The following is a 24,291-nucleotide window of genomic DNA, read 5'->3' as shown; positions in this document are numbered from 1 at the left end:
GATGCTAACCGGGGCGCTCCCGGCTCCACCAACGGATTTCGTCCCCGTCAGTAGCCGCCGAACGGCACATGATCGGCCAGCGCCAGGTCGCGGGCGAAAGCCCTCACACGCAACAGGCACCGGGCGACGAGGCGGACGGCCGGTGTGTGGCGCGGGCCGTATGCCGCGACCCAGAGTGCGGGAACGTGTGCGGATGGCTGGATATGAGTCATACATCCAGCTTCGACCCGTACCGGTGGTCGGTCCAACAGATGGTTCAGCCGGCTGTGATCGATACCGTGGATGGATGGAGATACGCCGGCTCCGCCACTTCATGGCGGTGGTCACGCACGGCGGTTTCACCGCCGCCGCCCGTGCCGAGCTGATCGTGCAGTCCGTGCCGAGCACCTCCGTACGCAACCTCGAACGGGAGCTGGGCGCCGAGCTGTTCGACCGGACCGGCCGGCGCGTGATCCTCACCGGGGCGGAGCCCGGCCGGACGGTGGTCCTCGCGGGGCGGGCGCCCCGCCCCCGCAACCCGGTGGCGCAGGCACTCCTCGACCGGCTGACCGGCGGCTCTCCTCAGCCGTCGGCTAGGGACGCAGGGCTCGCAGCAGCAGGTCGGCCAGGTGGTCGGCGACCTCCTGCTGGCTGAGCGGGCCGTCGGGCCGGTACCAGGTGGACAGATGGTGGACCGAGCCGAAGTGGTAGTCGACGATCAGGTCCGCCGGGGTGGCCGTGCAGAACACTCCGCTCCGCTGGCCCTCTTCCACCAGGGCCCGGAAGCGCTCGTGGTAGCGGCGCCGCTCCACCCGTACCTGCTTGTTCTTCTCCGGGCTGAGGTGGTGCATGGACCGGAAGAAGATCGAGGCGTCGTCGAGGTTCTCGATGGTCGTGACGACCACGTCCGCGGCGGCGTCGCGCAGCCGCTGTTCGACCGGGGCGTCGGCGTCCGCGAAGGCGTCGAGGCGCTCCTGCTGAAGCCGGAGCACCCGGGCGTAGACCTCCTGGAGGAGGTCCTCCTTGGAGCCGAAGTAGTGGTAGAGCGCACCCTTGGTGACGCCTGCCGCCTCGACGATCTCCTGGACCGAGGTGCGGTCGTACCCCTGCTCGGCGAAGAGCCGGGTGGCGGCGGCCAGCAGCCGCTGAGGAACGGGGGCCGTGTCCCCGTCCGTCGCCTTGGCCATTGCCGCCACCTTCCCTTCGTACCGTGCGTGAATCCGTGCTGTGCGTGAAGCGGTCTATCGAGGGGAACGCAGTTCCCGCCTGAGGATCTTCCCACTCGCCGTCTTCGGGAGTTCGGTCAGGATCTCGACCTCGCGCGGGTACTTGTACGCGGCAAGCCGTTCCTTGCAGTACGCGCCCAGTTCCTCCGGTTCGACCGTGGCGCCCGGCCGCAGGCTGACGTAGGCACGGACGGTCTCGCCGCGGTAGGCGTCGGGGACACCGACGACGGCCGCCTCCCGGACCGCCGGATGGGTGTAGAGGACGTCCTCCACCTCGCGCGGCCAGACCTTGAAGCCGGAGGCGTTGATCATGTCCTTCTTGCGGTCGACGACATAGAGCCAGCCTTCGCTGTCCATGAAACCGATGTCACCGGTGCGCAGTTCGCCGTCCGGGAAGGCGGTGGCGGTGGCCTCGGGCAGCCGCCAGTAGCCGGAGACGACCTGCGGTCCGCGCACCGCGATCTCGCCCTGCTCGCCGAAGGGCACTTCGCTGCCGTTCTCGTCGAGGATCCTCACCACCGTGTCGGGGCCGGGGACGCCGACGGAGAGGGTTCCGGAGACCGGGTCGACGGGGGCTTCGCGCTCCGGCGGTACGGCAGCGCAGGGGGCCGTGCACTCGGTGAGGCCGTAGCCGTTGCGGATGTACGGGCCGAAGCCCGCCCGGAACTTCTCCACGAGCGCGGGCGGCAGCGGTGCGCCGCCGGAGGAGATCACCTGGAAGGAGGAGAAGTGCTCGGGGGTGACGCCGGGGTGGGCGGCCAGTGCCATGAAGGCGGTCGACGGGCCCACGGTGTAGGCGGGGCGGTGCTCGGCGAAGGCTTCGAGGACGACGCCCGGGTGGAAGCGGTACGCGAGCACGAGGGTGCCCGCGTTGGTGAGGCAGGCGGCCAGCTGGCACACCATGCCGGTGATGTGGAAGAGCGGGGCGAGCGCGAAGTAGGAGGAGCCCTCGGCAATGGGGTGGCCGGTCCGCTGCCGCTCGGCGTTGATCATGATGTTGCCGTGGGAATTCATGGCGCCCTTGGGGGTGCCGCTGGTCCCGGAGGTGTAGCTGATCAACGCCACGTCGGCGGAGGTGGGTTCGCGCCCTTCGGGAGCCCCCAGGCCCTGCCGGGCGACGGCGACCAGATCGTCGGCGTCCTCGGGCACGGGCAGCCGCTCGAAGCCCAGTACGCGTTCGTCGTTCTGCGTCTGGAGGTCGAGCTCACTGGTGGTGAGCGCGATCCGTACGGTCGGGGCGTCGGCCGCGGTGTCCCGCAGATACGCCTCCCAGGCCCGGTCCGCGCAGATCAGCGCGGTGACCTCGGCGTCCTTCAGTACGTGGCCGACCTCGGCGGACTTGTACATCGGGTTGAGCGGGACGACGGTGGCACCGGCCTTCCAGGCGCCGAGGAGTGCGAGCACGAACTGCGGGGTGTTCTGCAGCATGATCGCGACACGGTCGCCGCGCTCCAGGCCCTCGGCGGCGAGGTGCCCGGCCACGGAGTCGGAGAGCGCGTCGGTCTCGCGGTAGCTCAGGCGTCCGTCGAAGTAGGCGAGCGCCGGATGCCCGGGGCTGCGGGCGGCGGAGGAGCGGAAGGCATGGACCAGGGTCTCGGCCGGGCTGACGGGGGCCCGCTGGGCCTCGCTGAGCAGGGAGATCCAGGGCTTTGCCGCGTAGATGGACTCGGTCATGCGCCGGTCTCCTCCCACTTCTGCTGGAGGTGGTTCATACTGCCGAGCCAGTGGTCGGTGTCCTTGGTGCGGGCCCGGTAGAAACCGGCGACCTCGGGGTGCGGCAGGACGAGGAAGCGGTCCTCGGCCATGGCGTCGAAGAGCGCGTCGGCGACCGCCTCGGGCTCGATGGCACTGGGGGCGAGGACGAGCTCGCCGGCCGATCCGGCGGCGGTCAGCATGTCCGTACGCACGCCCTGCGGGCAGATCGCGTGGACCTTGATGCCGCGGTGGCGGTAGGTCAGCGAGAGCCATTCGGCGAAGGCGACGGCTCCGTGCTTGGTGACGCTGTACGGCGCCGCGCCGATCATGGTCAGCAGCCCGGCGGCGGACGCGGTGGAGACGAAGCGGCCGCTGCCGCGCTCCAGCCAGTCCGGCAGCAGCGCCCTCGCCGCGCGGACATGGGCCATCACATTGACGTCCCAGGCGGCGGCCCAGACCTCCTCGTCGGCGAAGACGTCGCCGGGCGAGGCGAGGCCCGCGTTGGCGCAGTAGATGTCGACGGTGCCGTCCAGTGCGTCGCGGGCGGCGTCCACGATCTGCGAGGCATCACCGGCCACGGCTGTGCCGCCGATCTCCTCGGCCAGCGGCTTGATCCTGGCCTCGTCGAGGTCGTTGACCACGACCCGCGCGCCTTCCGCGGCGAATCGGCGGGCCAGAGCGGCTCCGATGCCGCCTCCGGCCCCTGTGACCACTACGCCCGCGCCCTGCACCGTACTCATCGGGTCCCGCCTCTCTCGGCCGACTGCCCCAGCAGACTAACCAGTCGGTATGTGATTGTGGAAGGGGCCGGCACCGCTCGGGCGACACTCCTGTCACAACCGACTCGTCCGGCTCATTCCGTATGGCCTGAACGCGCGCTAGCGTGCGTGACCATGACAGACGTCGCGATCATGGAGGTAGCTGAATGAGCCTGTCCAGACGTGGTTTGCTGGCCGCCGGCGGTGCGGTGGGAGCCCTCGCGGCGACGGCCGCCGGTACCGGGGTCGCGACCGCCGCCCCCACGCCCGGCAAGGGGCACGGCCGGGTCCGCACCGGCTTCGACCGGCTGGCGGCGGACGGCTATGCGCTGCTGAAGGGCCAGAAGGTCGGCGTCGTCACCAACCCGACCGGGATCACCTCCGATGTGCGCCACATCGTCGATGTGATGCACCCGGACGAGCGGGTCGACCTGGTCGCGGTCTTCGGACCCGAGCACGGCTTCCGCGGCACCGCTCAGGCGGGCGGCTCCGAGGGGCGGTACGACGACCCGGCGACCGGACTCCCCGTCTACGACACGTACTTGAAGAGCGGGCAGCCGCTCGCCGATGTCTTCACCGCGTCCGGCGTGGACACCATCGTCTTCGACATCCAGGACGCGGGCGCCCGCTTCTACACATACATCTGGACGCTGTACGACTGCATGGAGGCGGCGGCTCTCGCGGGCAAGCGGTTCGTCGTCCTGGACCGGCCGAATCCGGTGACCGGGCGGGCGGCGCTCGGGCCGGTGCTCGACCCGGCGTTCTCCACGTTCGTGGGCCGCCGGGAGATCTCGCAGGCGCACGGCATGACGGTCACCGAGCTGGCTCTGCTCTTCAACGCGGAGTTCGTGGCCCAGCGGCCGGTCGACCTGCGCATCGTGAAGATGTCGGGGTGGAAGCGCTCGGACTTCTTCGACACGACCGGGCTGCCCTGGGTTCCGCCGAGCCCCAACATGCCGACGCCGGACACGGCGCTGGTCTACTCGGGGACCTGCCTGTTCGAGGGCACGAACCTCTCCGAGGGGCGCGGCACCACCCGGCCGTTCGAACTGCTCGGCGCGGAGGGCATCGACCACCGGTGGGCGGCGGCCGCGAACGCGCTCGACCTGCCCGGAGTCGCTTTCCGCGAGGCGTACTTCGCGCCGACGTTCTCCAAGTTCCAGGGGAAGACGGTCGGCGGGGTGCAGTTGCACGTCCAGGACCGCGAGGTCTTCGATCCGGTACGCACGGGGATCGCGCTGCTGGTGACGGCGAAGCGGACGTGGAGCGGGTTCGCGTGGCGCTCCGACAACTGGATCGACAAGCTCACCGGCAACACACGGGTCCGCACGATGATCGATGCGGGGGCCGGCACGGATGAGGTGGCAGGGGCGTGGGCGGAGGATCTCGCCGCGTTCCGGGCCGTGCGGAAGAGGTATCTCCAGTACCGGTGACAGGGGCCGGGCGGGTCCGAGGGTTCGGGCCCGCCCGGCGCACCGGTTCCGTCCGCGAACGCCGGACGGGCCGGAAATGCACTACCGGTGGGCGGGGAACTCCACCACCTGCTGGTACGTCGGGCGGTTCTGCCAGTGGATGGACTTCTGGGCGATCCCGCCGAGCGGCCGGTGGACGATCGAGTCCGTGCACCACTGCTCGCCGGCCTTGCAGCTGTCGTCACCCGGGTAGACCTCCGCGGCCGGCTCCGCCGCAGCCGCCTTCAGGGACGCCAGCAGCGCGTCACGGCAGCTGCCCAGATCGCCGTTCCCGCAGTACGCCTTGGCCAGCGGACCCTTGACCGGCTGTCCGAGGACCCGGCGCAGGTCCTTGTCCACGAAGCCCCACCAGCCGTACTGGAACGCCGAACCGCTGTGCGCCCCGCTCGGCCCGTGGCTGGCCGCCGGGGACTCGTCGGTGGCGAGGTTCGCGGTCAGTGCCCCGTACAGGCCGTCGCCGAGACCCGGCTTGAACTCGGCCTCGACCAGCTTCGGCCACCATGCGTCCATGATCCGTACCGCGTCGGCGTAGGTGTACGCATGCGATCCGGGGCCGCTCTCCCTGCGCTGCGAACCTGCCGCCCGCCAGGACTCCAACTGCTGTACGACGCCGTTGAGTTCTGGATCTGTGACCGGGCGCGAGCGGATCACCTTCAGCAGTTCGGGCAGCAGCTGCTCGCCGCGCAGATCGGTGACGGCGGCCTCAGCCATCGCCCGGGTGAGGGACGCACGGGTCACACCGCCCTCCTCGACCAGCTTCGCCACCCTGTCGTCCAGCAGATCGGCCCGGTGCACGGCGCTGAGGCCGAAGCCCGCGGAGGCGTACCCCTCGGCCTGCTTGTTGTTCCAGGAGACGTAGTAGTCCTGGCCGCTGGATTGCGGGTGCTCGGCGAACGGGGTGTACGCGGCGGTGTTGGCGGCCGGGTCGTACCCCTTCCACTCGTAGGCCTGCGCGGCCTTCACGGGCAGCGCCGGGTCGACGCCCGCCGCACGCACCGGGTTCATACCGCTGTTGTAGTACGCGGCGGTGCGGGAGTCGGCGTAGAACCAGTTGAACGCGTAGTCGATATTGCTCGCCGCCCGCTGGAACGAGGCGGCGTCCTTGACGTACGCCGGGTCGTTGAGCATCTGGAAGCCGATGATCGAGTCGGCTTCGTGACGGTAGGTGGTACGCAGCGAGGTGTAGGCGACGGGCTTGCCGCCCACGGTGGCACGGTGGGTGACGATGCCGTAATCGGTGCGCCGGACCTGCATCCGGTAGGAGCCCTTCGCCGTGGAGTCGGCGACGGTCGGCTTCCAGGAGTTGGTGCGCTCGAGGGTCTCCATGGCGGTGCACGTACCGCGGTAGAGGTAGTGCGTGGAGTCCTTGGTCGGCGTGGAGCCGTCGGGCTCGCACAGGTCGATGGCGTAGGTGTCGGTGATGTCCTGGCCGGCCGAGGTGGCGCTCCAGGCGTAGTCCTGGCCGCGGCCCATCTGGATGTACATGCCGACACCGGCGAAGGAGACGCCTCGGGCGCTGATGCCGGGGCCCTGGAGCTCCTGGAGCATCATCAGCTGCGGCGCGAAGTAGCCGGTCTGGGGTCCGAAGACGGCGATCGGGTTTCCGCTCGCGGTGTTCTTGCCGGAGACCAGCAGGGCGTTGGACATGCCGCGCTTCTGGGCTGCGGAGCCGGAACCGGGCAGCGAGCCCTCGGGGATGACACCGTCGTCGTAGATGCCCTGGGCCTTCTTGAGCGTGGCCGGGGCCTTGACGGGGGCCTTCCTGTCGGTGCCCGCGGAGCCGGTGCGGTCATGGATCAGGGGTTCGGCGGTGACGGACCCGCTGTCGGGCAGCGCGGTGCCGCGGGCCGTGTCGGGCTTGCCGGCGTACGGGAACGACGTGCCGTCATGGATCGTCAGCACGGCCTCGGGGTCGTTGCGCTGCCGGAACGACTCCCAGACCTTGGTGCCTTCGGCGACGCCGTACTTCTGCTGGGCGGACAGCAGCGAGAGCGCCGCCTGCACCTCGCCGCCACCGCCGCCACCGAACTGACCGCCGACCACGGAGGCGATCGAGATCAGGTCGGTCAGCTCGAACGGCTGGATCTCCCCGACGTTGGTGATGGCGTCGATCTTTCCGGTGAGGACGTACTCACCGGGGAAGTAGCGGCCGTTCTTGGACTTCTCGCGATACGCGTTGATGCCGTCGACATACGCCTGGGCGTCCGCCATGGCCTGTTCGCCGCGGGCACCCTCGTGGGTCCTGATGTACTCGACCTGCGCTTCGAGATCGGCCTCGGTGTACGGGGCCTGCGGCCAGAACTGCTGCTCCAGGCCCTGGTTGGCCAGCGCGCCACCGGCGAACGAGGTCAGTTCGCCGCGCCCGATGTGCCGGAAGAGGTCCATCAGCCAGAGCCGGTCCTGCCCGGCCGCGAATCCGGCGCCGAACTCGGTGCCGTAACGGGTGGTGCCCTTGATGTGCGGGACACCGGACGCCTTGTCACGGGTGATCGTGACATCGTCGCGCGGCGAGGTGACGGACTCGACCTGGTTCTCGGGGACGCCGAACGAGGCGTCGTTGAAGAAGTCGGTCAGTTTCTGGTCGGTGAGACCGGTGTGCCCGGCCACCAGGCCGTTGTAGCGGTCGAGTTGGTCGTCGCTGTGGGCGGGGTGCGTACCGAACGCCTTGTTGCCGAGGATGTCGACGAGCGTGGCGTTGCCGTTCTCGCCGGGCGGCAGGATGTCGTCGCACTGCCCCTGGCAGTAGTCGGTGACGGGTGCGGGTTCCGCTGCCGCGGCGCCGGACTGCGGCGAGGCCGCCAGCAGGGTGGTGCCGAGTGCGAGAACCGCCGCGACGGTGGCGGCTCTGAACTTGACGGTGCGTGGGGGCATGCGCGCTCCTCCGAGAGGCCGATGCGCCGGAGGTTACTGGCGGTATGACCCGCCGGTAAGGTGAACAACAGTCACCTTTTCCGAATCAACACATGCGCCGCATGCGACCCCATGACGACGAGTCATCTCACATGCTGGACGTCAGCATATTTCGATGGATCCGAATCGGGCAGCCGTACGTCCATTCCTTGACGCCGAAGTACGAGCGACGGAGGTGGCAGTGCAGTGGCCGGATTCCGGAGTCTTGCGAGACAGGTCCGCGATCCACGGGGCGACCTGGCGCTGCGGCGGTATTCGCTGCGCAAGTGCCTGGAGAGGTTCGCCCCCTACGGGCATCGGGCGACCTGGGATCATCTGTGCGCCCGGCACGGGATCGAGCCCGAGGACCGGTCCCCCGATCCGGTGCGGCTGATGCGCGCACTGGACGAACTGGAGGCGGCGAGGGCCGTCTGGCTCGGATACGAGGCGGGGTTCGCCGAGCGCCGCAGGCGGGAGAAGCACGACGGGCTGCGCAGGCCCGGCGCGTTCGACGACTGGCACCGGCGCACCTGGGGCGGCCACGGCGTCGCCCGCTGCGAGGACCCGACGGTTCACCCCTCGGCGCCGCTCGCCGTGGTTCTCGGCCGGCTGATCGCCGCGCTGGAGTCGGAACCGGGCGCGTCCTGTCCGGTGTGCGCGGGCGCCGAGATCGTCTGGCGGCCGGATCTGGAGTGCGAGCCGTGGTCGGGGCCGGTCTGCACGGGGTGCGGGATCGTGGTGCCGCAGCCGGTGCTCACACCGGGGGCGCTGGCGAAGGCCCGGGGCGCACTGCGCCGGGATCTGGCGTCGGCGGCGTGACGGACAGCGAGAGCGCCCGGCTCGCCCGTCGGGCGCCTGAGCGGCCGGGCCCCCGCTTCTACGGACAGTCGGCCGACCGGCGCTCCGGCATCAGGCGTGAGCCGCTGATCCGCTGACCGGAGATGTCGTCCGGATTGGAGAGCACACAGTTCTCCAGCGACAGACAGCCGCAGCCGATGCAGTCGGTGAGATGGTCCCGCAGCCGGCCCAACTGCTCGATGCGCTCATCCAGTTCGGAGCGCCACGCCGCGGAGAGCCGCGCCCAGTCGTCACGGTTCGGGGTGCGCTCCTCCGGGAGTTCGGCGAGGGCGTCCCGGATGGTGGCGAGCGGGATTCCGACCCGCTGCGCCGCACGGACGAACGCGACCCTGCGCAGCGCGTCCCTGGTGTAGCGACGCTGGTTGCCGCTGGTGCGGCGGCTGCTGATCAGGCCCTTGGCCTCGTAGAAGTGCAGGGCCGAAACGGCGGCGCCGCTGCGTGCGGAGAGCTGGCCGACCGTGAGTTCATGGAGTGTCTGTGGGATCTGGGGCACCCCTCCAACCCTACTTGTCCGCCCCCGGCCGGTCCGTCGTTGACAGGAACGCACCCGCCAACCATGCTGAGCAAGCGCTTAGACAGAGGCGCGACGCCGGATGGCCGAGAGCTGGAAGGGCAGGGACCAGGGACATGGCAGAGCCGAGGATCTTCACGTCCGCGCAGGAGCTGCGCGACGGGGTGGGCGAGCAGCTGGGTCACAGCGAGTGGCTGGAGATCGAGCAGAAGAGGATCGACCTCTTCGCCGAGGCCACCGGTGACCACCAGTGGATCCATGTGGACCCGGAGCGGGCCGCGGCCGGGCCGTTCGGCACGACGATCGCACACGGCTACCTCACGCTCTCGCTGCTGCCGGCCCTCGTACCCCAGATCATGCGGGTCGAGGGCATGAAGATGGGCATCAACTACGGGACGAACAAGGTCCGCTTCCCGTCCACCGTGCCCGTGGGCTCACGGCTGCGTGCTACTGCCGCCCTGAAGAGCGTCGAGGAGGCGGGGGGCGGCGTGCAGGTCACCGCCCTCGTCACGGTCGAGCGCGAGGGCGGCGACAAGCCCGTATGCGTGGCCGAGTCGGTGTCGCGCTACTACTTCTGACGGCGCGGCTGCTCCTGACGGCGCGGCCCGCCCCTGCTACCGCTACCGCTTGGCAGCGACCATGCGCAGCACGAGGTCGGCGTACAGCTCGCCGACCTCGTCCGGCGTCCGGCTGCCCTGCGCGTTGAACCAGCGCGCCACATCGATGCAGAGCGAGAGCACCGCGAGCGTGGTGCCCGGGACGTCGGGGACGTCGAATTCCCCGGCCTGCACGCCCTCGCTGATGATCCGGCGCACCACCGCGTCGCTCTTGCGGCGCAGCTCGACGATCTCGGTGCGGTGCTCCTCACCGAGGGCGTCGAGTTCGTACTGGACGACGCGGGCCGTGGTGTGCCGTTCGGCGTGCCAGCGGACGAAGGACCGTACGGCCTCGGCCAGCCGCTCGGCGGCCGTGCCCCCGCCGTCGGCGGCGGCCTCCAGGACGAACAGGGCGCGGTCGTGACCGATCCTGCTGATCCGGTGGAGCAGCTCTTCCTTCGTCTTGTAGTGGATGTAGAGCGCGGCGGGGCTCATCCCTGCCCGGCCGGCGATGTCGCGGGTGGTGGTGGCGTGGTATCCGCGCTCGGCGAAGGCTTCGACGGCGGCGACGAGGAGCCGCCTGGCCGCCTCGGGCGTCACCTCGGCCCACGGCGCACTGTCGCCGTCGGTCTCCTCCGCCGTGCTCATCGTCACTCGCCCCTCTCGTCAGCAGGACGAACACCATACCCCGAACCTGAGCAAGCGCTTAGGGTCCGTCCGGGCGGGATCGTCAGAGCTTCTGGAAGGGGTCGTGCTCGGCGAGGATCTTCTCCAGCCGGGCCTGGTCGACCCGGCTGACGATCTGTCCCGCTTCCTGACGGTCACGGATGACCTTGGCCAGGGTGAAGCAGGAGGTGACGAGATAGAGGACGCCGATCGCGAGGAATCCGCGGACCCAGGCGTCGGCGTCCAGGAAGTAGATACCGAGGGCCGTCGCAGCCATCGCCACCCCGAAGGACGCGACGGCCTGGCCGTAGAAGGCCGCCGTGCTCTGCTGCTTGACCGATGCTGTGTCACTCATGTCGCCCAGCATCGGCCGACGTGGTGTGTGCCACATCCGTCCCCGTACTCAGTCCGGTACTCAGACTCCCGTTCGAGCGGTGACGAAGGGGTCAGAAGGCGGAGACCCCCGTCAGCGCGCGGCCGATGATGAGCTTCTGGATCTGGCTGGTGCCCTCGTACAGCGTCATCACACGGGCGTCGCGCAGCAGCTTGCCCACCGGGTACTCGTCGATGTAGCCGTAGCCGCCGAAGACCTGGAGGGCGTTGCTGGCGGCGCGGACGGCGGCCTCGGAGGCGAAGAGCTTCGCCTTGGAGGCGGCGGTGGCGAAGTCCTCGCCGCGGTCGATGAGGTCGGCCACCCGCCAGGTCAGCAGCCGGGCGGCGTCGACGTCGACGGAGATGTCGCTGATGAGTTCCTGGACGAGCTGGTAGCTCGCGATGGACTTGCCGAACTGCTCGCGCTCGCCCGCGTAGCCCACGGCGGCATCGAGGGCGGCCTGTGCGATACCGACACAGCCGGCCGCGACCGACATCCGTCCCTTGGCCAGGGCGGACATCGCGATGGAGAAGCCCTTGCCCTCCGGGCCCATGAGCGCCGAGGCGGGCACGCGGACATCCTCCAGGACCACCTCGGCGGTGGCCTGGCCGCGCAGGCCGAGCTTGCCGTGGATGGTGCGGCGGCCGAGGCCGGGGGTGTCGGTGGGGACCAGGAAGGCGGATATGCCCTGGTGGCCCGGGGTGTCGTTGGTGCGGGCGAAGAGCAGCACCACATCGGCCCAGGTTCCGTTGGTGATGAACATCTTGCTGCCGTTGATGACATACGAGTCGCCGTCCCGGACGGCCTTCGTCGTCAGGTTCCCGGCGTCCGAGCCGGTGCCGGGCTCGGTGAGGCCGAAGCAGCCGATCGCCTCGCCCGCGGTGAGCTTCGGCAGCCAGTGCCGCTTCTGCGCCTCGTCGCCCCAGGCCGCGATCGTCTTGGCGACCAGGCCGAGGGATACGGAGACGATGCCGCGGACCGAGGAGTCGCCGCGGCCGAGCTCCTCGGTGACCAGGCAGTACGCGAGGTGGTCGCCGCCCGAGCCGCCGTACTCCTCGGGGACGGTGAGGCCGAGGAAGCCGACGGAGCCCAGCTTCTTCACGATCGACTTGTCGACGCTCTCGACCCGGTCCCACTCCACGGCATGGGGCGCGATCTCGCGGGCGACGAAGTCCTTGGCGAGCTGCCGGACGGCTTCCTGCTCCTCGCTGAGCTCCAGGTTCATCCTTCGACTCTCCACTTTTAATTAGCACTGCTAGTTTTTCGTTTGCAGGCCCTACTATGTGCCGCATGGCCCGACCGCGCAAGCCCCTCCTCAGCAGAGACCGCATCGTCGAGACGGCGAGCGCACTCGTGGACTCCGAGGGGCTCGACGCCGTCTCCACCCGCCGGCTCGCCGCCGAACTCGGGGTCAGCGGACCCTCGCTCTACAACCACTTCCGCAACAAGGACGAGATCCTGGACGCGGTCGCGGACGCCGTGTCCGCCCAGGTCGATCTGTCGATGTTCGACGAGTCGGACACCCGCGACTGGCGCGCCGCCCTGCACGACTGGGCCGTCTCCTACCGTGCGGCGCTCACCGAGCACCCGCACATCGTCCCGGTGCTCGCCCAGGGCCCGGGACGCCGCCCGGCCGGTCTGAGGGTGGCCGACGCGGTCTTCGGCTCGATGGTCAGGGCCGGCTGGCCGCCCGCCCAGGCGACGTACATCGGGGCCCTGATGCGCTACTTCATCACCGGCTCGGCCCTCGGTTCGTTCGCCCGCGGCTTCGTCGACGACGAGACGGCGTACGACCCCGCGGACTATCCGCACCTCGGCCAGGCCCATCTGCTGGCCGACCGCCGCCAGAAGGTCGACGAGGGCGCGTTCGAGACCGGGCTGCGAGCGCTGGTCGACGGCCTCTGCCTCCAGTACGAGCAGCTGGCGTCCGCCGGGACTGTTCGACCGGCACCGAAGCGTTCCTGACGCATCCTGGAACACATGGCACGCATGGCACACCCCGACCCGGCCGCACCCCGCCTCGCCGCCCTGGCCACGCTCCTCGCCGACGAGACCCGCGCGGCCTTCTGCCTGGCCCTGCTCGACGGCCGCGCCTGGACCGCGGGCGAACTGGCCAGATACGCCTCGGTGGCACCGTCCACCGCCAGCGAACACCTCGGCAAACTCGTCGCGGGCGGGCTGCTGGCCGAGGAGCGGCAGGGCCGCCACCGCTATCTGCGGCTCGCCGACGAACGGACCGCGCACCTGGTCGAGGACCTGGCCGCCCAGGTCGTCCCCGGCACCGCGCCCGAGCGGCCGCGCACCCTGAGCGCGGCGAGCGCGGGCAGCGCACTCGCTCGCGGCCGCACCTGTTACGACCATCTCGCGGGCCGGATCGGCATCGCGATCGCCGATGCCATGACCGTACGGGGACTGCTGGAGCAGGACACCGGCTTCGCGCTCACCGACGACGGGCTCGGCTGGTTCGACGGACTGGGTATCGGTCTGGGGTCGAGGTCGCGGCGTCCGCTCGTACGGAGCTGTCTGGACTGGACGGAGCGCAGGCCGCATCTGGCAGGGGTGGCGGGAGCAGCGCTGTGCCGCCATGCGCTGGATGCCGGGTGGTGCGTACGGATCGGGTCCGGGCGTGCGGTGAGAGCGACCCCGGACGGGGAACGGGCGCTCCACGAACACCTCGGCATCGAGCCGGAAACAATTCGGTAGGTGCCGAACGGTCGCGGCCCTACGGTCGGGTACATGACGACGACACCCGCCCCGGCGGCGACACCCGCGGCACATCGTGACTGGCGGGCCCCTGCCGCGGCCTGCACCACTGTGCTGCTGTGGGCCTCCGCCTTTGTCTCCATCCGCAGCGCCGGGGATGCCTACTCGCCCGGTGCGCTCGCTCTCGGCCGGCTGCTCGCGGGCTCCCTGGCGCTGGGCACGTTGCTGGTGCTGCGGCGCGAGGGGCTGCCGCCGCGGGCCGCCTGGCCGGGGATCATATGGTCGGGCCTGCTCTGGTTCGGCCTCTACATGGTGGTGCTCAACTGGGGTGAGCAGCAGGTCGACGCGGGCACGGCCGCGATGGTGGTGAACATCGGACCCCTGCTGATCGCGCTGCTCGGTGCCCGGATGCTCGGCGAGGGGCTGCCCGGCAGGCTGATCGCGGGCATGGCCGTGTCGTTCGCGGGCGCCGCCGTGGTCGGACTCTCGATGTCGGGACACGGGGACGCGTCGGTGCTCGGCGTGGCGCTCTGTCTGCTGGCCGCGGTGGCGTACGCGGCAGGGGTGGTCAGCCAGAAGCCGGCGCTGCGGCACGGCTCCGCACTGCAGATCACCACGTTCGGCTGTCTGGTCGGCACCGTCGCCTGTCTGCCGTTCTCCGGTGCGCTGATCTCCGACGCCGCCGATGCGCCTCTGTCCGCCACCCTGAACGTGGTCTACCTCGGGCTCTTCCCGACCGCGCTGGCCTTCACCACCTGGGCCTACGCACTCGCCAGGACCACCGCGGGACGAATGGGAGCAACCACCTATGCGGTGCCCGCGCTGGTGGTGCTGATGTCCTGGCTGCTGCTGGACGAGGTGCCCGCGCTGCTCACCGTCGGCGGGGGTCTGCTCTGTCTGGCCGGGGTGGCGGTCTCCCGGATGCGTCCGCAGACTGGCCTGACGCGGAAGAATCCGGCACAGCCGGTGGAGGGACGCCGACATGACGCGGAGCGCCGAGGAACCGAGCGGCCGTAGGAAGAAGACGGAGAAAAAGTCGGCCGGGGCCCGGGAAGCCATGCTGGACGCCCTCACCGAGGCGGCCCGCTACGGCGGCTCCGGGCTCGACGGCTTCGCTGTGGCCGACAGCGGTGACGACGATCCGGTCCTGGTGACGCCCGAGGGCCGGGCCCGGGACGCCTGGCGCGAGGACTATCCGTACGACAACAAGCTCGGCCGGAAGGCGTACGAGAAGTCCAAGCGCGCCCTGCAGATCGAGCTGCTCAAGCTCCAGCACTGGGTGAAGGAGCGCGACGAACGCCTCGTCATCCTCTTCGAGGGGCGCGACGCGGCGGGCAAGGGCGGCACGATCAAACGCTTCACCGAGCATCTCAACCCCCGTGGTGCGCGGGTGGTGGCGCTGGAGAAGCCCACCGAACGGGAGCGCACCCAGTGGTACTTCCAGCGCTACGCGGCCCATCTGCCCGCCGCCGGGGAGATCGTGCTGTTCGACCGTTCCTGGTACAACCGGGCGGGTGTGGAGCGGGTGATGGGGTTCTGCACCACCCGCGAATACCTTGAATTCATGCACCAGGCGCCGGGCTTCGAGCGGATGCTCGCCCGGGACGGCATCCACCTGGTGAAGTTCTGGTTCTCGGTCTCGCGCAACGAGCAGCGCAACCGGTTCATGATCCGGCAGATCGATCCGGTACGGCAGTGGAAGCTGAGCCCGGTCGACCTCGCCTCCCTCGACAAGTGGGACGCGTACACGGAGGCCAAGGAGCTGATGCTCTTCCACACGGACACGGCGGACGCGCCCTGGACCGTGGTGAAGAGCAACGACAAGAAGCGGGCCCGGCTGGAGGCGATCCGGCACGTACTGCACCGCTTCGACTACCCGGACAAGGACATGGACGTGGCGGGCGAGCCGGACCCGCTGATCGTCGGCCCGGCCTCCCAGCTCTTCGAGCGCGGCGAGATGGAGGCCCGGCTGCTCGCCACGGGGCGGACGGAGGGCGGGACGACGACGTAACGGTCTGCTCGGCGCGCGACGGCTCCGGCACCGGTGGGGGAGGCACCGGCGCCGGGGCCGGACCGGGTCCGGGAGCCGCGATCAGCGTGAACTCGCCCGCCCCGCAAGGACCTTGATGGCGAGGCCGCCGCCGAACACCGCCAGCGCCCACGAGGAGAGGCCGGGCACGGCGAATCCCCGCCGCCGCCGAGGGCGGCCGGGGTCGCTTCCGGGCGTCGGCTAGAAGACCACCAGGGCGCGGCCGCCCTTGCCCGCGATCATGTTGTCGAAGGCCGCCGGGATGCCGTCCAGCGCGATCCGTTCGGTCACCATCATGGAGAGGTCGAACCTGCCCGCCAGGATGTGCTCGGCGAGGACCGGCAGGTCGCGGGCCGGGTCGCTGTTCCCGTACACACAGCCGGTCAGCGAGCGGCCCCAGTGGAAGATCTCCAGCGCGTTGAAGGACACCAGCTGGTCCTTGCCGCCGATGCCGACGACCGTGGCGCGGCCGCCGCGGCGGGTGGAGTCCCAGGCGCCCCGGATGGTGGCGGGCCGTCCGACGCACTCGATCGCGACGTCGGCACCCTGGCCGCCCGTGAGCCCCCGGACGGCACGCGGGGTGGTGTCGGAGGCGATCACGTAGTCGGTGGCGCCCGCCTGCCGGGCCAGCTCCTCCTTCTCGGGGGACACATCGACGGCGATGATTTTCGAGGCGCCCGCGATCCGGGCGGACTGGAGCACGGCGAGGCCGACACCACCGATGCCGAACACGACCACGGACTCGCCGGGGCGGACCCGGGCGCTGTGGTGGACCGCGCCGTATCCGGTGAGGACCGCGCAGCCGAGCAGGGCGGCGTCGGTGAGCGGGATGCCGTCGGGGGCGGGCACGACGCAGTTCGCGGCGACGACGGTCTCCTGCGCGAACGCCGCCACATTCAGGCCGGGGTGGAGTTCGGTGCCGTCGGCGGTACGGGCATGTATGCCGGCCTTACCGGACAGGGCATTGACGCAGAGCCAGACCTCGCCGATCCCGCAGTGGTGGCAACTGCCGCAGGACGGCGCCCAGTTGAGTACGACGCCGTCGCCGGGCACGACATGGGTGACGCCCTCACCGACCGCGACGACGGTGCCCGCACCCTCATGACCGAGGACGGCGGGGACGGGCACCCGCATGGTGCCGTTGGACAGGGAGAGGTCGGAGTGGCAGACGCCGGCGGCGGCGAGACGGACTCGCACCCGGCCGGGGCCGGGCTCCGGGAGTTCGATGTCGGTGATCTCCAGGGGAGCTCCGACGGCGGGCAGTACGGCGGCGCGGACCACGAACAGGCTCCTTGACGGTCGGCAGCAGGGATCGGGGCAGGGGCGGGGAAGGTCAGAACTGCAGGGACTTGGTCTGGAGGTACTCGGCGAGCCCGTGCGAACCGAGTTCGCGGCCGACGCCGGACTGCTTGTATCCGCCGAACGGGGCCAGCGGGTTGAACCGGCCGCCGTTGATGTCGACCTGCCCGGTGTCCATCCGGCGGGCGAAGGCCACCGCTTCGGCGTCGTCACCCGCCCAGACCGCTCCCGCGAGCCCGTACACGGTGCCGTTGGCGATGCGCAGGGCGTCGTCCTCGTCCTCGTAGCGGATGATCGAGACGACCGGGCCGAAGATCTCCTCCTGGGCGATGGTCATCTCCGGGGTGACGTCGGCGAAAACGGTGGGGCTGACGAAGTACCCCTGCTCGCACGGGGCTTCGGGTCCGCCCGCGACGAGGCGCGCACCCTCCGCCACACCCTTCTCGATGTAGCCGCGCACCCGAGTCTGCTGCTTGGCGTTGACGAGGGGGCCGATGCGGTCGCCGTACTTGACGGCGGCCTCCGCGGCGAGCGCGACCGCCTCGTCGTACTGGGAGGTGTGCACGAGCATGCGGGTCCAGGCGCTGCACGTCTGGCCGGAGTTGCCCATGACGTTCGCGATACCGACGCCGACGGCCTTGGCGAGGTCCGCGCTCGGCAGGATGACATTGGCGGACTTGCCGCCCAGTTCGAGGGCGACGCGCTTGACGGCCGCGCCGGCCGCGGCACCGATCTGCTTGCCGACGGCGGTGGAGCCGGTGAAGGAGACCAGGTCGACTCCCCCGTGCTCGGCCAGCGCCTGTCCCGCGACCGGGCCGAGGCCGGTGACCAGGTTGAACACGCCTGCGGGGATGCCCGCTTCGTGGACGGCCTCCGCGAAGAGCTGGGCGGTCAGCGGGGTGTCCTCGGCGGGCTTGAGGACGACCGTGCAGCCCGCCGCGAGCGCGGGGGCGACCTTGGCGACGATCTGGTGCAGCGGGTAGTTCCATGGCGTGATCGCGCCGACGACGCCGACCGGCTCGGCGTAGACGGTGGAGTTGCCGACCTTCTCCTCGAAGGCGTACGAGGCGGCGAGTTCGGCGTACGAGCCGGCCACCAGGATCGGTACGCCCGCCTGCACCGTCTGCGAGAAGGGCAGCGGTGCGCCGAGTTCGGCGGTGACCGTCTCCGCGATCTCGTCCTTGCGGGCGACGAGGACGTCGCGCAGGGCGGCGATCTTCGCGGCGCGCTCGGTGGGCGGGGTCGCGGCCCACACGGGGAAGGCCTCACGCGCGGCGGACACGGCGGCGTCGACGTCCTCGGCGGTGCCTGCCGGGACATGGGCGATGACCTGCTCGTCCGCCGGATCGACCACCGCGATCAGGTCCGTGCCTGCGGCGGCCCGCCACTCGCCGCCGATGTACATCCCGTCGTGGGCCTTCATCGCATTCCTCCCGGGGTGCCGTGGCTACGGCGTAGTCGTCGACGCCCCAAACTAGCGCTGTTAGTTTTTGGGCGCCAGGGGCCGTTCCCATCGCTCCCGTCACGGTGTCACGCCATGCGCCGGAAGTCCGCCCGCCCCGGCCAGTAATACGCCAGTAACGGCCTCCTCCTAGCGTCCGGCACCAGCCCGCCCCACCCCGTACTTCCTCTCGTAGGTCCGGGTACGGGGGCCGGCTCCCCCGTACCCGTCCAGGAGGAGCGATCCATGCACCTGCCCCGATCCCCCCGGCGCAGATCCGCCGCGTGGGCGGCGGCCGCGATCACGGCGGCGGCCGTGCTGATCGGCCCGGCCCCCGCCTTCGCGCAGTCCGGCACCGCCGTTACCGGTACAGCCGCGAAGAACACCGCCGCAAGGAACACCGCCAAGGTCGACTCCGCCGTTCTCGACACTGTCGAGAAGGGCGAGGAGTCGACCTTTTTCGTCGTCCTGAAGAAGCAGGCGGACCTGTCCGCGGCCGAGGGCGGGCGCGGCCACGCCGCAAAGGCGAAGTCGGCGTTCGCGTCGCTGCGCGCCGAGGCCAACAGGAGCCAGCAGCCGCTCACGTCCTTCCTGGACAAGGAGAAGGTCGGCTACCGGTCCTTCTGGATAGCCAACGCCGTCAAGGTCACGGGCGACGAGCAGCTCGTCGAGGACCTGGCGAACCGCTCCGACGTGGCGAGCATCGTCAAGGAGCACCACTACGAGCTCGACGCCACCGAGGGCGCGGTGTCGGACGCCGCCACCGACGCCGACCCGGTCACCCCCGAATGGGGCGTCGAGGACATCAAGGCCGACCAGGTCTGGGACCAGTACGACGACCGCGGTGAGGGCATCGTCATCGCCAATGTCGACTCGGGCGTCCAGTACGACCACCCGGCGCTCGTCGGCAACTACCGTGGCAACAACGGCGACGGCTCCTTCACGCACGACTACAACTGGTACGACCCGACGGGCCAGTGCACGACGTCGGCGCCCTGCGACAACAACGGCCACGGCACGCACACCATGGGCACCATGGCCGGCGCAGGCGGTGTCGGTGTCGCGCCGGGCGTCAAGTGGATCGCCGCCAAGGGGTGCGAGTCCAGCTCCTGTTCGGACTCCTCACTGCTCGCGGCAGGGCAGTGGATCCTCGCGCCGACCGACCACACCGGTCGCAACCCGCGCCCCGATCTCGCCCCCGACATCGTGAACAACTCCTGGGGTGGCGGCGACACGACCTTCTACCAGGACATCGTCGAGGCGTGGAACGCGGCCGGGATCTTCGAGGCGTTCGCCTCCGGCAACGACGGTGACGGCGCGACCTGTTCGACCGGCCATGCGCCCGGCTCGCAGGCACCTGCATACGGCGTCGGCGCCTATGACGTCGACGGCAGGATCGCGTCGTTCTCCGGCTTCGGTCCCTCCAGGCTCGACGGCTCGATGAAACCGAACATCTCGGCCCCGGGCGTCAATGTCCGCTCCACCTGGCCGGGCAACACGTACAAGGCCATCTCCGGTACGTCGATGGCGACGCCGCACGTCGCGGGCGCGGTCGCCCTGCTGTGGTCGTCCGCCCCCTCCCTCATCGGCAACATCGACGCGACCCGCGCACTGCTGAACGAGGGCGCCGTCGACGTCGACGACACGCACTGCGGCGGCACCGCGGACGCGAACAACGTCTGGGGCGAGGGCAAGCTCGACATCTTCGCTTCCGTCGACAGGGCCCCGCACACGGCGGCCGTCCTCACCGGCAAGGTCACCGACAAGGCGACCGGCTCCGCCCTGACCGGCATCACGGTGAAGGCCTTCGGGTCCGCCTCGACGCGCACCGTGACGACCTCGGCGGGCGGCTCCTACCGGCTCACGCTGCCGGCGGGCACGTACGACTTCGCCCTCAGCGGCTACGGCTACGCGAACGGCTCCGCGTCCGGCGTCACGGTCGCCACCGGTGAGCAGCTCACCAAGGACTTCACACTCGACGCGGTCGCCTCCCACGCGGTGTCCGGCACCGTCCTCGACGTCACCGGCAAGCCCCTCGCCGAGGCCACCGTCCAGGTCGCGGGCACTCCGGTCGCCTCCGTCACCACGGACGCGACCGGACACTTCAACCTGCCGAAGGTCGCCGAGGGTTCGTACACCCTGACCGCCGCGCCCGCAGCGCCCGTGCTGTGCAACGGCATCTACAGCGGCAAGCTGACCGTGGACGGTGACGAGTCGCTGACCGCCCGGGCGCCCGCCCGCAGCGACGCCTACGGCAACAGCTGCGCCCCGGCGACGTACTCCTGGATCAGCGGCAGCAGCAAGGTCGCGCTCAGCGGCGACGAGGACGCGAGGACGATCGCGCTGCCCTTCCCGGTGAAGCTGTACGGCGTCTCCTATTCCGGCGCGAGCGTCACCACCAACGGCCTGATCAACTTCCTCGAACCGCGCCTCGGTGACTACGACAACGTCGCGCTCCCATCGGCCGACAAGCCCAACGGCACGGTCGCCGCCTTCTGGGACGACCTGACCCTGGACAGGAGGTCCAGCGTGCAGACGGCCACCACGGGCACGGCCGGCAGTCGCAAGTTCGCGGTCGTCTGGAACAACGCCGCCTTCGCCGGCAACACCTCGGCCCGTGTCTCCTTCGAGGCCGTCTTCGACGAGGCCACCGGCTCCGTCACCTTCCAGTACCGGGGTCTGTCCGCCGCCTCGCCCGGGAACGGCGCGAGCGCGACCGTCGGCATCGAGAACCAGGCCGGCACCGACGCCCTCCAGTACTCCTTCAACGAGCCGGTCCTCACGGACCGGTCCGCCATTCGCATCGCGCAGGGGACCAAGTGATGAGAACCGACTCCCGGCGAGCGCTGCGGCTCGTCTCCGCGCTGGTCGCTGCCGGTCTGGCGCTGAGCGCCGCACCGCCCGCACTGGCCTCCGACGACGGCAGCAGCAGCCTGCTCACGCTCACGGAAAGCCAGGCCGAGAAGCTGGGGGACCACGCCCAGCTGAACGCCTACGCGGACGCCGACCGCGAGACCGTCGACCCGCAGGGCGCGACCGAAGGCTCCGACGGCTCGGGCACGGATGACCCGGGCTCCGGCTCCCACCTCGACGAAAGCACCGGTACGGGCGCCGGTAGCGATGCCGGCGTGACCATCTCCCCCAAGTCCACGCTGGAAGGCGTACGCGGCCTCGCCGCCACCCTCCCGGCCGGCAGGGGCGGCGACTACTTCACCCTGCACAGCCTCGGCAGCGTCCAGCGCAGCAAGGCCGACGGCACCGCCCTGTGGCGGCGCGACAACGCCTCGCTGTACACGGACTGGGGCGTCGAGCCGAGCCGGCCCTGGCAGACGGAGCCGTACCCGGCGCGCATCGTCATGGGCTACAACGCGGTGAGCCCGTTCACGCCGGCGTCGGACCAGGGGTACGTGACCGGCGACCTGACCGGCGACGGCGTGGACGACGTGGTGTTCTCGGCGAGCGTGGGCGTGTCCCCCTACCGCCCGTTCACCTCCCCCGGTTCCTCGCTGGCCAACGGCACCTTCGTCACGGTCCTCGACGGCAGGACCGGCAGGACGCTGTGGTCGAAGCTGTACGCGTACGCCTACAACGTGAAGCTCGTCGGCAGGACGCTCGTCGTCACGGACGCGCCGTACTACAACCTCAACTCCCCCGCCGCCGCCACCGCCACCGTGTCGGGCATCCGCTTCTCGTACGCCGACGGGACACTGTCCCCCTCCGCCACCTGGACGTACGACACGGGCGTGCGCGCCGGCACGGCGTGGGGAGCCCTGGAGGACCTCGGCGGCGGACTGGTCGCCGCGTCGTACAACCAGCGCAGGACCCCGACCGCCGCGGGGCGCGGCCGCACCCTGGTGCTCGACACCGCGGACGGCTCCGTCAAGTGGCAGACGGACAGCGCCCTCTACTCGCGCCAGTTGCACCTGGACACCGTGCGCGGGCGGCTCGTCGCCCTGGAGCAGTCCGACCCCACCGACGGCGTGAAGTACGAACTGGACTCCTACTCCCTCGCCGACGGCAGGCGCACCACGCTCGACACCCGGATCAACGCGCTGCCCATCGACATGACGACGGGTGATCTGCGGGGCGACCGGAAGTCCGAGTACGCGGTCAGTGAGTCCACGCTCGACCCGCACCTGTACATCAATGCCAACACCGTGCGGGTCGTGGACGGCACGGACCCCGGCAGCCTGCTGTGGTCCTCCACCGTCAAGCGCGACGCCGACAACGGCCACGACGGACCGAGCGCCTGGAGCCTCGACGTCGTCGACGGCAATCTGGTGACGTCCGCCCAGGACGACACCGGCATGAACACCGCCGAGAACCCCGGTGACGGGCAGTACGGCTCCCTCACCGTGTTCTCCGGCAGCGGCGACGTGCGCTGGCGGGAGAAGGGAATCGGCGCCTCACCCCTCTTCAACCAGGTCTACCGCGACGCCGACGGCCGGCACGTGCGCACCGTCGACCAGAACGAGAACGTCCGCACCTTCGGGTTCGGCAACGGCAAGCAGCAGAGCCTTCTGCCGCTCCAGGGCGACCTGTCGTCGGCGCAGTCGGCCGACATCGACGGCGACAAGAAGAAGGACCTCGTCGTCGGAGGCAAGTCCAACGGCGTGTGGGCCTACTCGGGCTCTTCGCTGACTGCGGGCAGGCCCAAGCTGCTGTGGAAGGCCACGGTCCCCGGGCAGGTGCACCGCATCGAGAAGGGCGACGTCGACGGCGACGGCCACGACGACTTCGCGGTGGCCGCGGACACGGCTGTCGCGGTCATCGACGGACGCACCGGCAAGGTCATCGAACGCATCGACGGCAACGGGCAGTTCGTCCGCTCCGTGACGGTCGCGAACCTCGACGGTGACAAGCGCGCCGACATCGTCGTGCCGACCGACAAGCTGCGGGCCTACCGCGGCAACGGATCGAAGCTGTGGACCTACGGCGCGCCCGACAGCGCGGGGAGCGTCGTCTTCGGCGACCTCGCGGTGGGCGAGGGGCGGGTGTACGCGCAATACGCGAGCACCGGCTCCCTCGACAAGGAGTCGCCCGCGGTCGACGGTGTCGCGCTCGATGCCGGGAAGGGCACCGTGCGCTGGACCGCCGCGCCGAAGGCCCCGGCCGAGAGCGTGGACGGCAAGCTGTACGGCGCCGTCCTCAACCACGGTGTCTTCACCTCGCCAAAGATCCCGTACGCCGATGGGCACGCGGTCGTCTACACCTGGATGGCGGCCACCTCGACGACGGCGGAGGGCACGCCGGACGGTTCCAGCCTGCGCAACGTGGTCGAGATCCGCGACAGCCGCACGGGTGAGGTCCTCCACCACGGCCTGGCCGGGGGCGCCTGGACGAACGGGAACTTCTTCACCGGGCCCGAGGGGCTGATCCTCGCGGGGACGGCGTCGTTCCGGACGTACGCGGCCGGAGGCCAGGACTACTCGATATTCACCCTGCCGACGGTGCAGACCGGCGGGTTCCTCACCGGGCCCGGCGGGCGGCGCCTCCTCATCGGCGGCGTCGATGCGGGCACCTACCTGTACGACCCGGCTGTACTGACCGCGGGCCACAACTACCCCGACGAGGTGGGCGAGATCACTCTCCTGGGCGCCAGGAACTACTTCTCCGGCGACCTGGACGGTGACGGCGTCGACGAGGTCGTGAACCTCGGCTTCGACGAGACGGGCTACGACCGCATGACCGAGCTGCTCGGCGGCAGGTATCTGCAGCAGTTCACCGCCATCTCCCAGATGACGGTGTCCACGCTCTCCTGACAGGCCCCGCCCTGCCGCAGGCCCCCCGGACTCC

Annotated in this window: 20 protein-coding genes and 1 pseudogene; 10 read left to right on the top strand and 11 right to left on the bottom strand. The window is 70.5% G+C overall.

Features of this window, described 5'->3' with window-relative positions; translation table 11 throughout:
- Positions 1–47 precede the first annotated feature (47 nt).
- Positions 48–212, bottom strand: a complete 165-nt coding sequence (locus tag ACFVYE_RS05620; RefSeq protein ID WP_389604229.1) for a hypothetical protein — start codon at positions 210–212, stop codon at positions 48–50.
- Positions 213–286: 74 nt separating this feature from the next.
- Between ACFVYE_RS05620 and ACFVYE_RS05615 the strand changes: the two are divergent.
- A pseudogene (locus ACFVYE_RS05615) lies at positions 287–479 on the top strand (LysR family transcriptional regulator); the annotation flags it as partial.
- A gap of 93 nt (positions 480–572) precedes the next feature.
- On the opposite strand, the gene ACFVYE_RS05610 reads toward ACFVYE_RS05615, so the two are convergent.
- Genes ACFVYE_RS05610 through ACFVYE_RS05600 form a run of 3 tightly spaced genes read right to left on the bottom strand, consistent with a single transcriptional unit; the run spans position 573 to position 3,640 of the window.
- Positions 573–1,166, bottom strand: a complete 594-nt coding sequence (locus ACFVYE_RS05610) for a TetR/AcrR family transcriptional regulator (RefSeq protein ID WP_389604227.1) — start codon at positions 1,164–1,166, stop codon at positions 573–575.
- Positions 1,167–1,220: 54 nt separating this feature from the next.
- Positions 1,221–2,879 carry a class I adenylate-forming enzyme family protein gene (locus tag ACFVYE_RS05605; RefSeq protein ID WP_389604225.1) on the bottom strand — a complete coding sequence of 553 codons (1,659 nt, stop codon included), beginning with the start codon at positions 2,877–2,879 and terminating at the stop codon, positions 1,221–1,223.
- On the bottom strand, positions 2,876–3,640 hold the full coding sequence (locus tag ACFVYE_RS05600) for an SDR family oxidoreductase (protein ID WP_389604223.1): 765 nt from the start codon (positions 3,638–3,640) through the stop codon (positions 2,876–2,878). Before ACFVYE_RS05600 ends, ACFVYE_RS05605 begins: the two co-directional genes overlap by 4 nt.
- 185 nt (positions 3,641–3,825) lie before the next feature.
- Here ACFVYE_RS05600 and ACFVYE_RS05595 point away from each other — a divergent pair, with 185 nt between their 5' ends.
- The gene (locus ACFVYE_RS05595) at positions 3,826–5,091 is read left to right on the top strand and encodes an exo-beta-N-acetylmuramidase NamZ domain-containing protein (protein WP_389604221.1); all 1,266 of its coding nucleotides are present in this window, start codon (positions 3,826–3,828) and stop codon (positions 5,089–5,091) included.
- A gap of 81 nt (positions 5,092–5,172) precedes the next feature.
- Here ACFVYE_RS05595 and ACFVYE_RS05590 read toward each other — a convergent pair whose 3' ends face one another.
- Positions 5,173–8,001 carry a penicillin acylase family protein gene (locus ACFVYE_RS05590; RefSeq protein ID WP_383958780.1) on the bottom strand — a complete coding sequence of 943 codons (2,829 nt, stop codon included), beginning with the start codon at positions 7,999–8,001 and terminating at the stop codon, positions 5,173–5,175.
- A gap of 225 nt (positions 8,002–8,226) precedes the next feature.
- On the opposite strand from ACFVYE_RS05590, the gene ACFVYE_RS05585 reads away from it, so the two are divergent.
- Positions 8,227–8,838: a hypothetical protein gene (locus ACFVYE_RS05585; protein ID WP_383958782.1), complete on the top strand. Its 612-nt coding sequence runs from the start codon at positions 8,227–8,229 to the stop codon at positions 8,836–8,838.
- Between the two features lie 58 nt (positions 8,839–8,896).
- Here the strand turns inward: ACFVYE_RS05585 and soxR are convergent, their stop codons facing one another.
- Positions 8,897–9,370 carry a redox-sensitive transcriptional activator SoxR gene (soxR, locus tag ACFVYE_RS05580; protein WP_266362746.1) on the bottom strand — a complete coding sequence of 158 codons (474 nt, stop codon included), beginning with the start codon at positions 9,368–9,370 and terminating at the stop codon, positions 8,897–8,899.
- A gap of 134 nt (positions 9,371–9,504) precedes the next feature.
- On the opposite strand from soxR, the gene ACFVYE_RS05575 reads away from it, so the two are divergent.
- Positions 9,505–9,966, top strand: a complete 462-nt coding sequence (locus ACFVYE_RS05575; RefSeq protein ID WP_383958784.1) for a MaoC family dehydratase — start codon at positions 9,505–9,507, stop codon at positions 9,964–9,966.
- Between the two features lie 42 nt (positions 9,967–10,008).
- Here ACFVYE_RS05575 and ACFVYE_RS05570 read toward each other — a convergent pair whose 3' ends face one another.
- The 3 genes from ACFVYE_RS05570 to ACFVYE_RS05560 all read right to left on the bottom strand — a co-directional run bounded on the left by ACFVYE_RS05570 (position 10,009) and on the right by ACFVYE_RS05560 (position 12,248).
- Positions 10,009–10,632, bottom strand: a complete 624-nt coding sequence (locus ACFVYE_RS05570) for a TetR/AcrR family transcriptional regulator (RefSeq protein ID WP_389604218.1) — start codon at positions 10,630–10,632, stop codon at positions 10,009–10,011.
- An 82-nt stretch (positions 10,633–10,714) separates the two neighbouring features.
- Positions 10,715–11,005 carry a YiaA/YiaB family inner membrane protein gene (locus tag ACFVYE_RS05565; protein ID WP_383958788.1) on the bottom strand — a complete coding sequence of 97 codons (291 nt, stop codon included), beginning with the start codon at positions 11,003–11,005 and terminating at the stop codon, positions 10,715–10,717.
- Between the two features lie 91 nt (positions 11,006–11,096).
- Complete coding sequence (locus tag ACFVYE_RS05560; RefSeq protein ID WP_389604216.1) at positions 11,097–12,248, bottom strand: acyl-CoA dehydrogenase family protein; 1,152 nt, start codon at positions 12,246–12,248, stop codon at positions 11,097–11,099.
- A gap of 65 nt (positions 12,249–12,313) precedes the next feature.
- On the opposite strand from ACFVYE_RS05560, the gene ACFVYE_RS05555 reads away from it, so the two are divergent.
- The 4 genes from ACFVYE_RS05555 to ppk2 all read left to right on the top strand — a co-directional run bounded on the left by ACFVYE_RS05555 (position 12,314) and on the right by ppk2 (position 15,737).
- Positions 12,314–12,988 (top strand): TetR/AcrR family transcriptional regulator, encoded by a 675-nt coding sequence (locus ACFVYE_RS05555; protein WP_383958792.1) that lies wholly within the window; start codon positions 12,314–12,316, stop codon positions 12,986–12,988.
- Positions 12,989–13,003: 15 nt separating this feature from the next.
- Complete coding sequence (locus ACFVYE_RS05550) at positions 13,004–13,726, top strand: ArsR/SmtB family transcription factor (protein WP_383958794.1); 723 nt, start codon at positions 13,004–13,006, stop codon at positions 13,724–13,726.
- Between the two features lie 33 nt (positions 13,727–13,759).
- Positions 13,760–14,743: a DMT family transporter gene (locus ACFVYE_RS05545; RefSeq protein ID WP_383958796.1), complete on the top strand. Its 984-nt coding sequence runs from the start codon at positions 13,760–13,762 to the stop codon at positions 14,741–14,743.
- A gap of 100 nt (positions 14,744–14,843) precedes the next feature.
- On the top strand, positions 14,844–15,737 hold the full coding sequence (ppk2, locus tag ACFVYE_RS05540; protein ID WP_383958888.1) for a polyphosphate kinase 2: 894 nt from the start codon (positions 14,844–14,846) through the stop codon (positions 15,735–15,737).
- 219 nt (positions 15,738–15,956) lie between these two features.
- Here ppk2 and ACFVYE_RS05535 read toward each other — a convergent pair whose 3' ends face one another.
- Complete coding sequence (locus ACFVYE_RS05535; RefSeq protein WP_383958798.1) at positions 15,957–17,036, bottom strand: Zn-dependent alcohol dehydrogenase; 1,080 nt, start codon at positions 17,034–17,036, stop codon at positions 15,957–15,959.
- A gap of 52 nt (positions 17,037–17,088) precedes the next feature.
- Positions 17,089–18,477, bottom strand: coding sequence for an aldehyde dehydrogenase family protein (locus ACFVYE_RS05530; protein ID WP_389604213.1), 1,389 nt, complete (start codon positions 18,475–18,477; stop codon positions 17,089–17,091).
- A 264-nt stretch (positions 18,478–18,741) separates the two neighbouring features.
- Here ACFVYE_RS05530 and ACFVYE_RS05525 point away from each other — a divergent pair, with 264 nt between their 5' ends.
- Together ACFVYE_RS05525 and ACFVYE_RS05520 are read left to right on the top strand one after the other, a co-directional pair.
- Positions 18,742–21,318 (top strand): S8 family serine peptidase, encoded by a 2,577-nt coding sequence (locus tag ACFVYE_RS05525; RefSeq protein ID WP_383958802.1) that lies wholly within the window; start codon positions 18,742–18,744, stop codon positions 21,316–21,318.
- Positions 21,318–24,257, top strand: a complete 2,940-nt coding sequence (locus tag ACFVYE_RS05520) for an FG-GAP-like repeat-containing protein (protein WP_383958804.1) — start codon at positions 21,318–21,320, stop codon at positions 24,255–24,257. Before ACFVYE_RS05525 ends, ACFVYE_RS05520 begins: the two co-directional genes overlap by 1 nt.
- Positions 24,258–24,291 lie beyond the last annotated feature (34 nt).

It is taken from the genome of Streptomyces sp. NPDC058239, from assembly GCF_042882185.1.
Lineage (GTDB): Bacteria > Actinomycetota > Actinomycetes > Streptomycetales > Streptomycetaceae > Streptomyces.
This window is presented reverse-complemented; position numbering and strand designations above follow the sequence as displayed.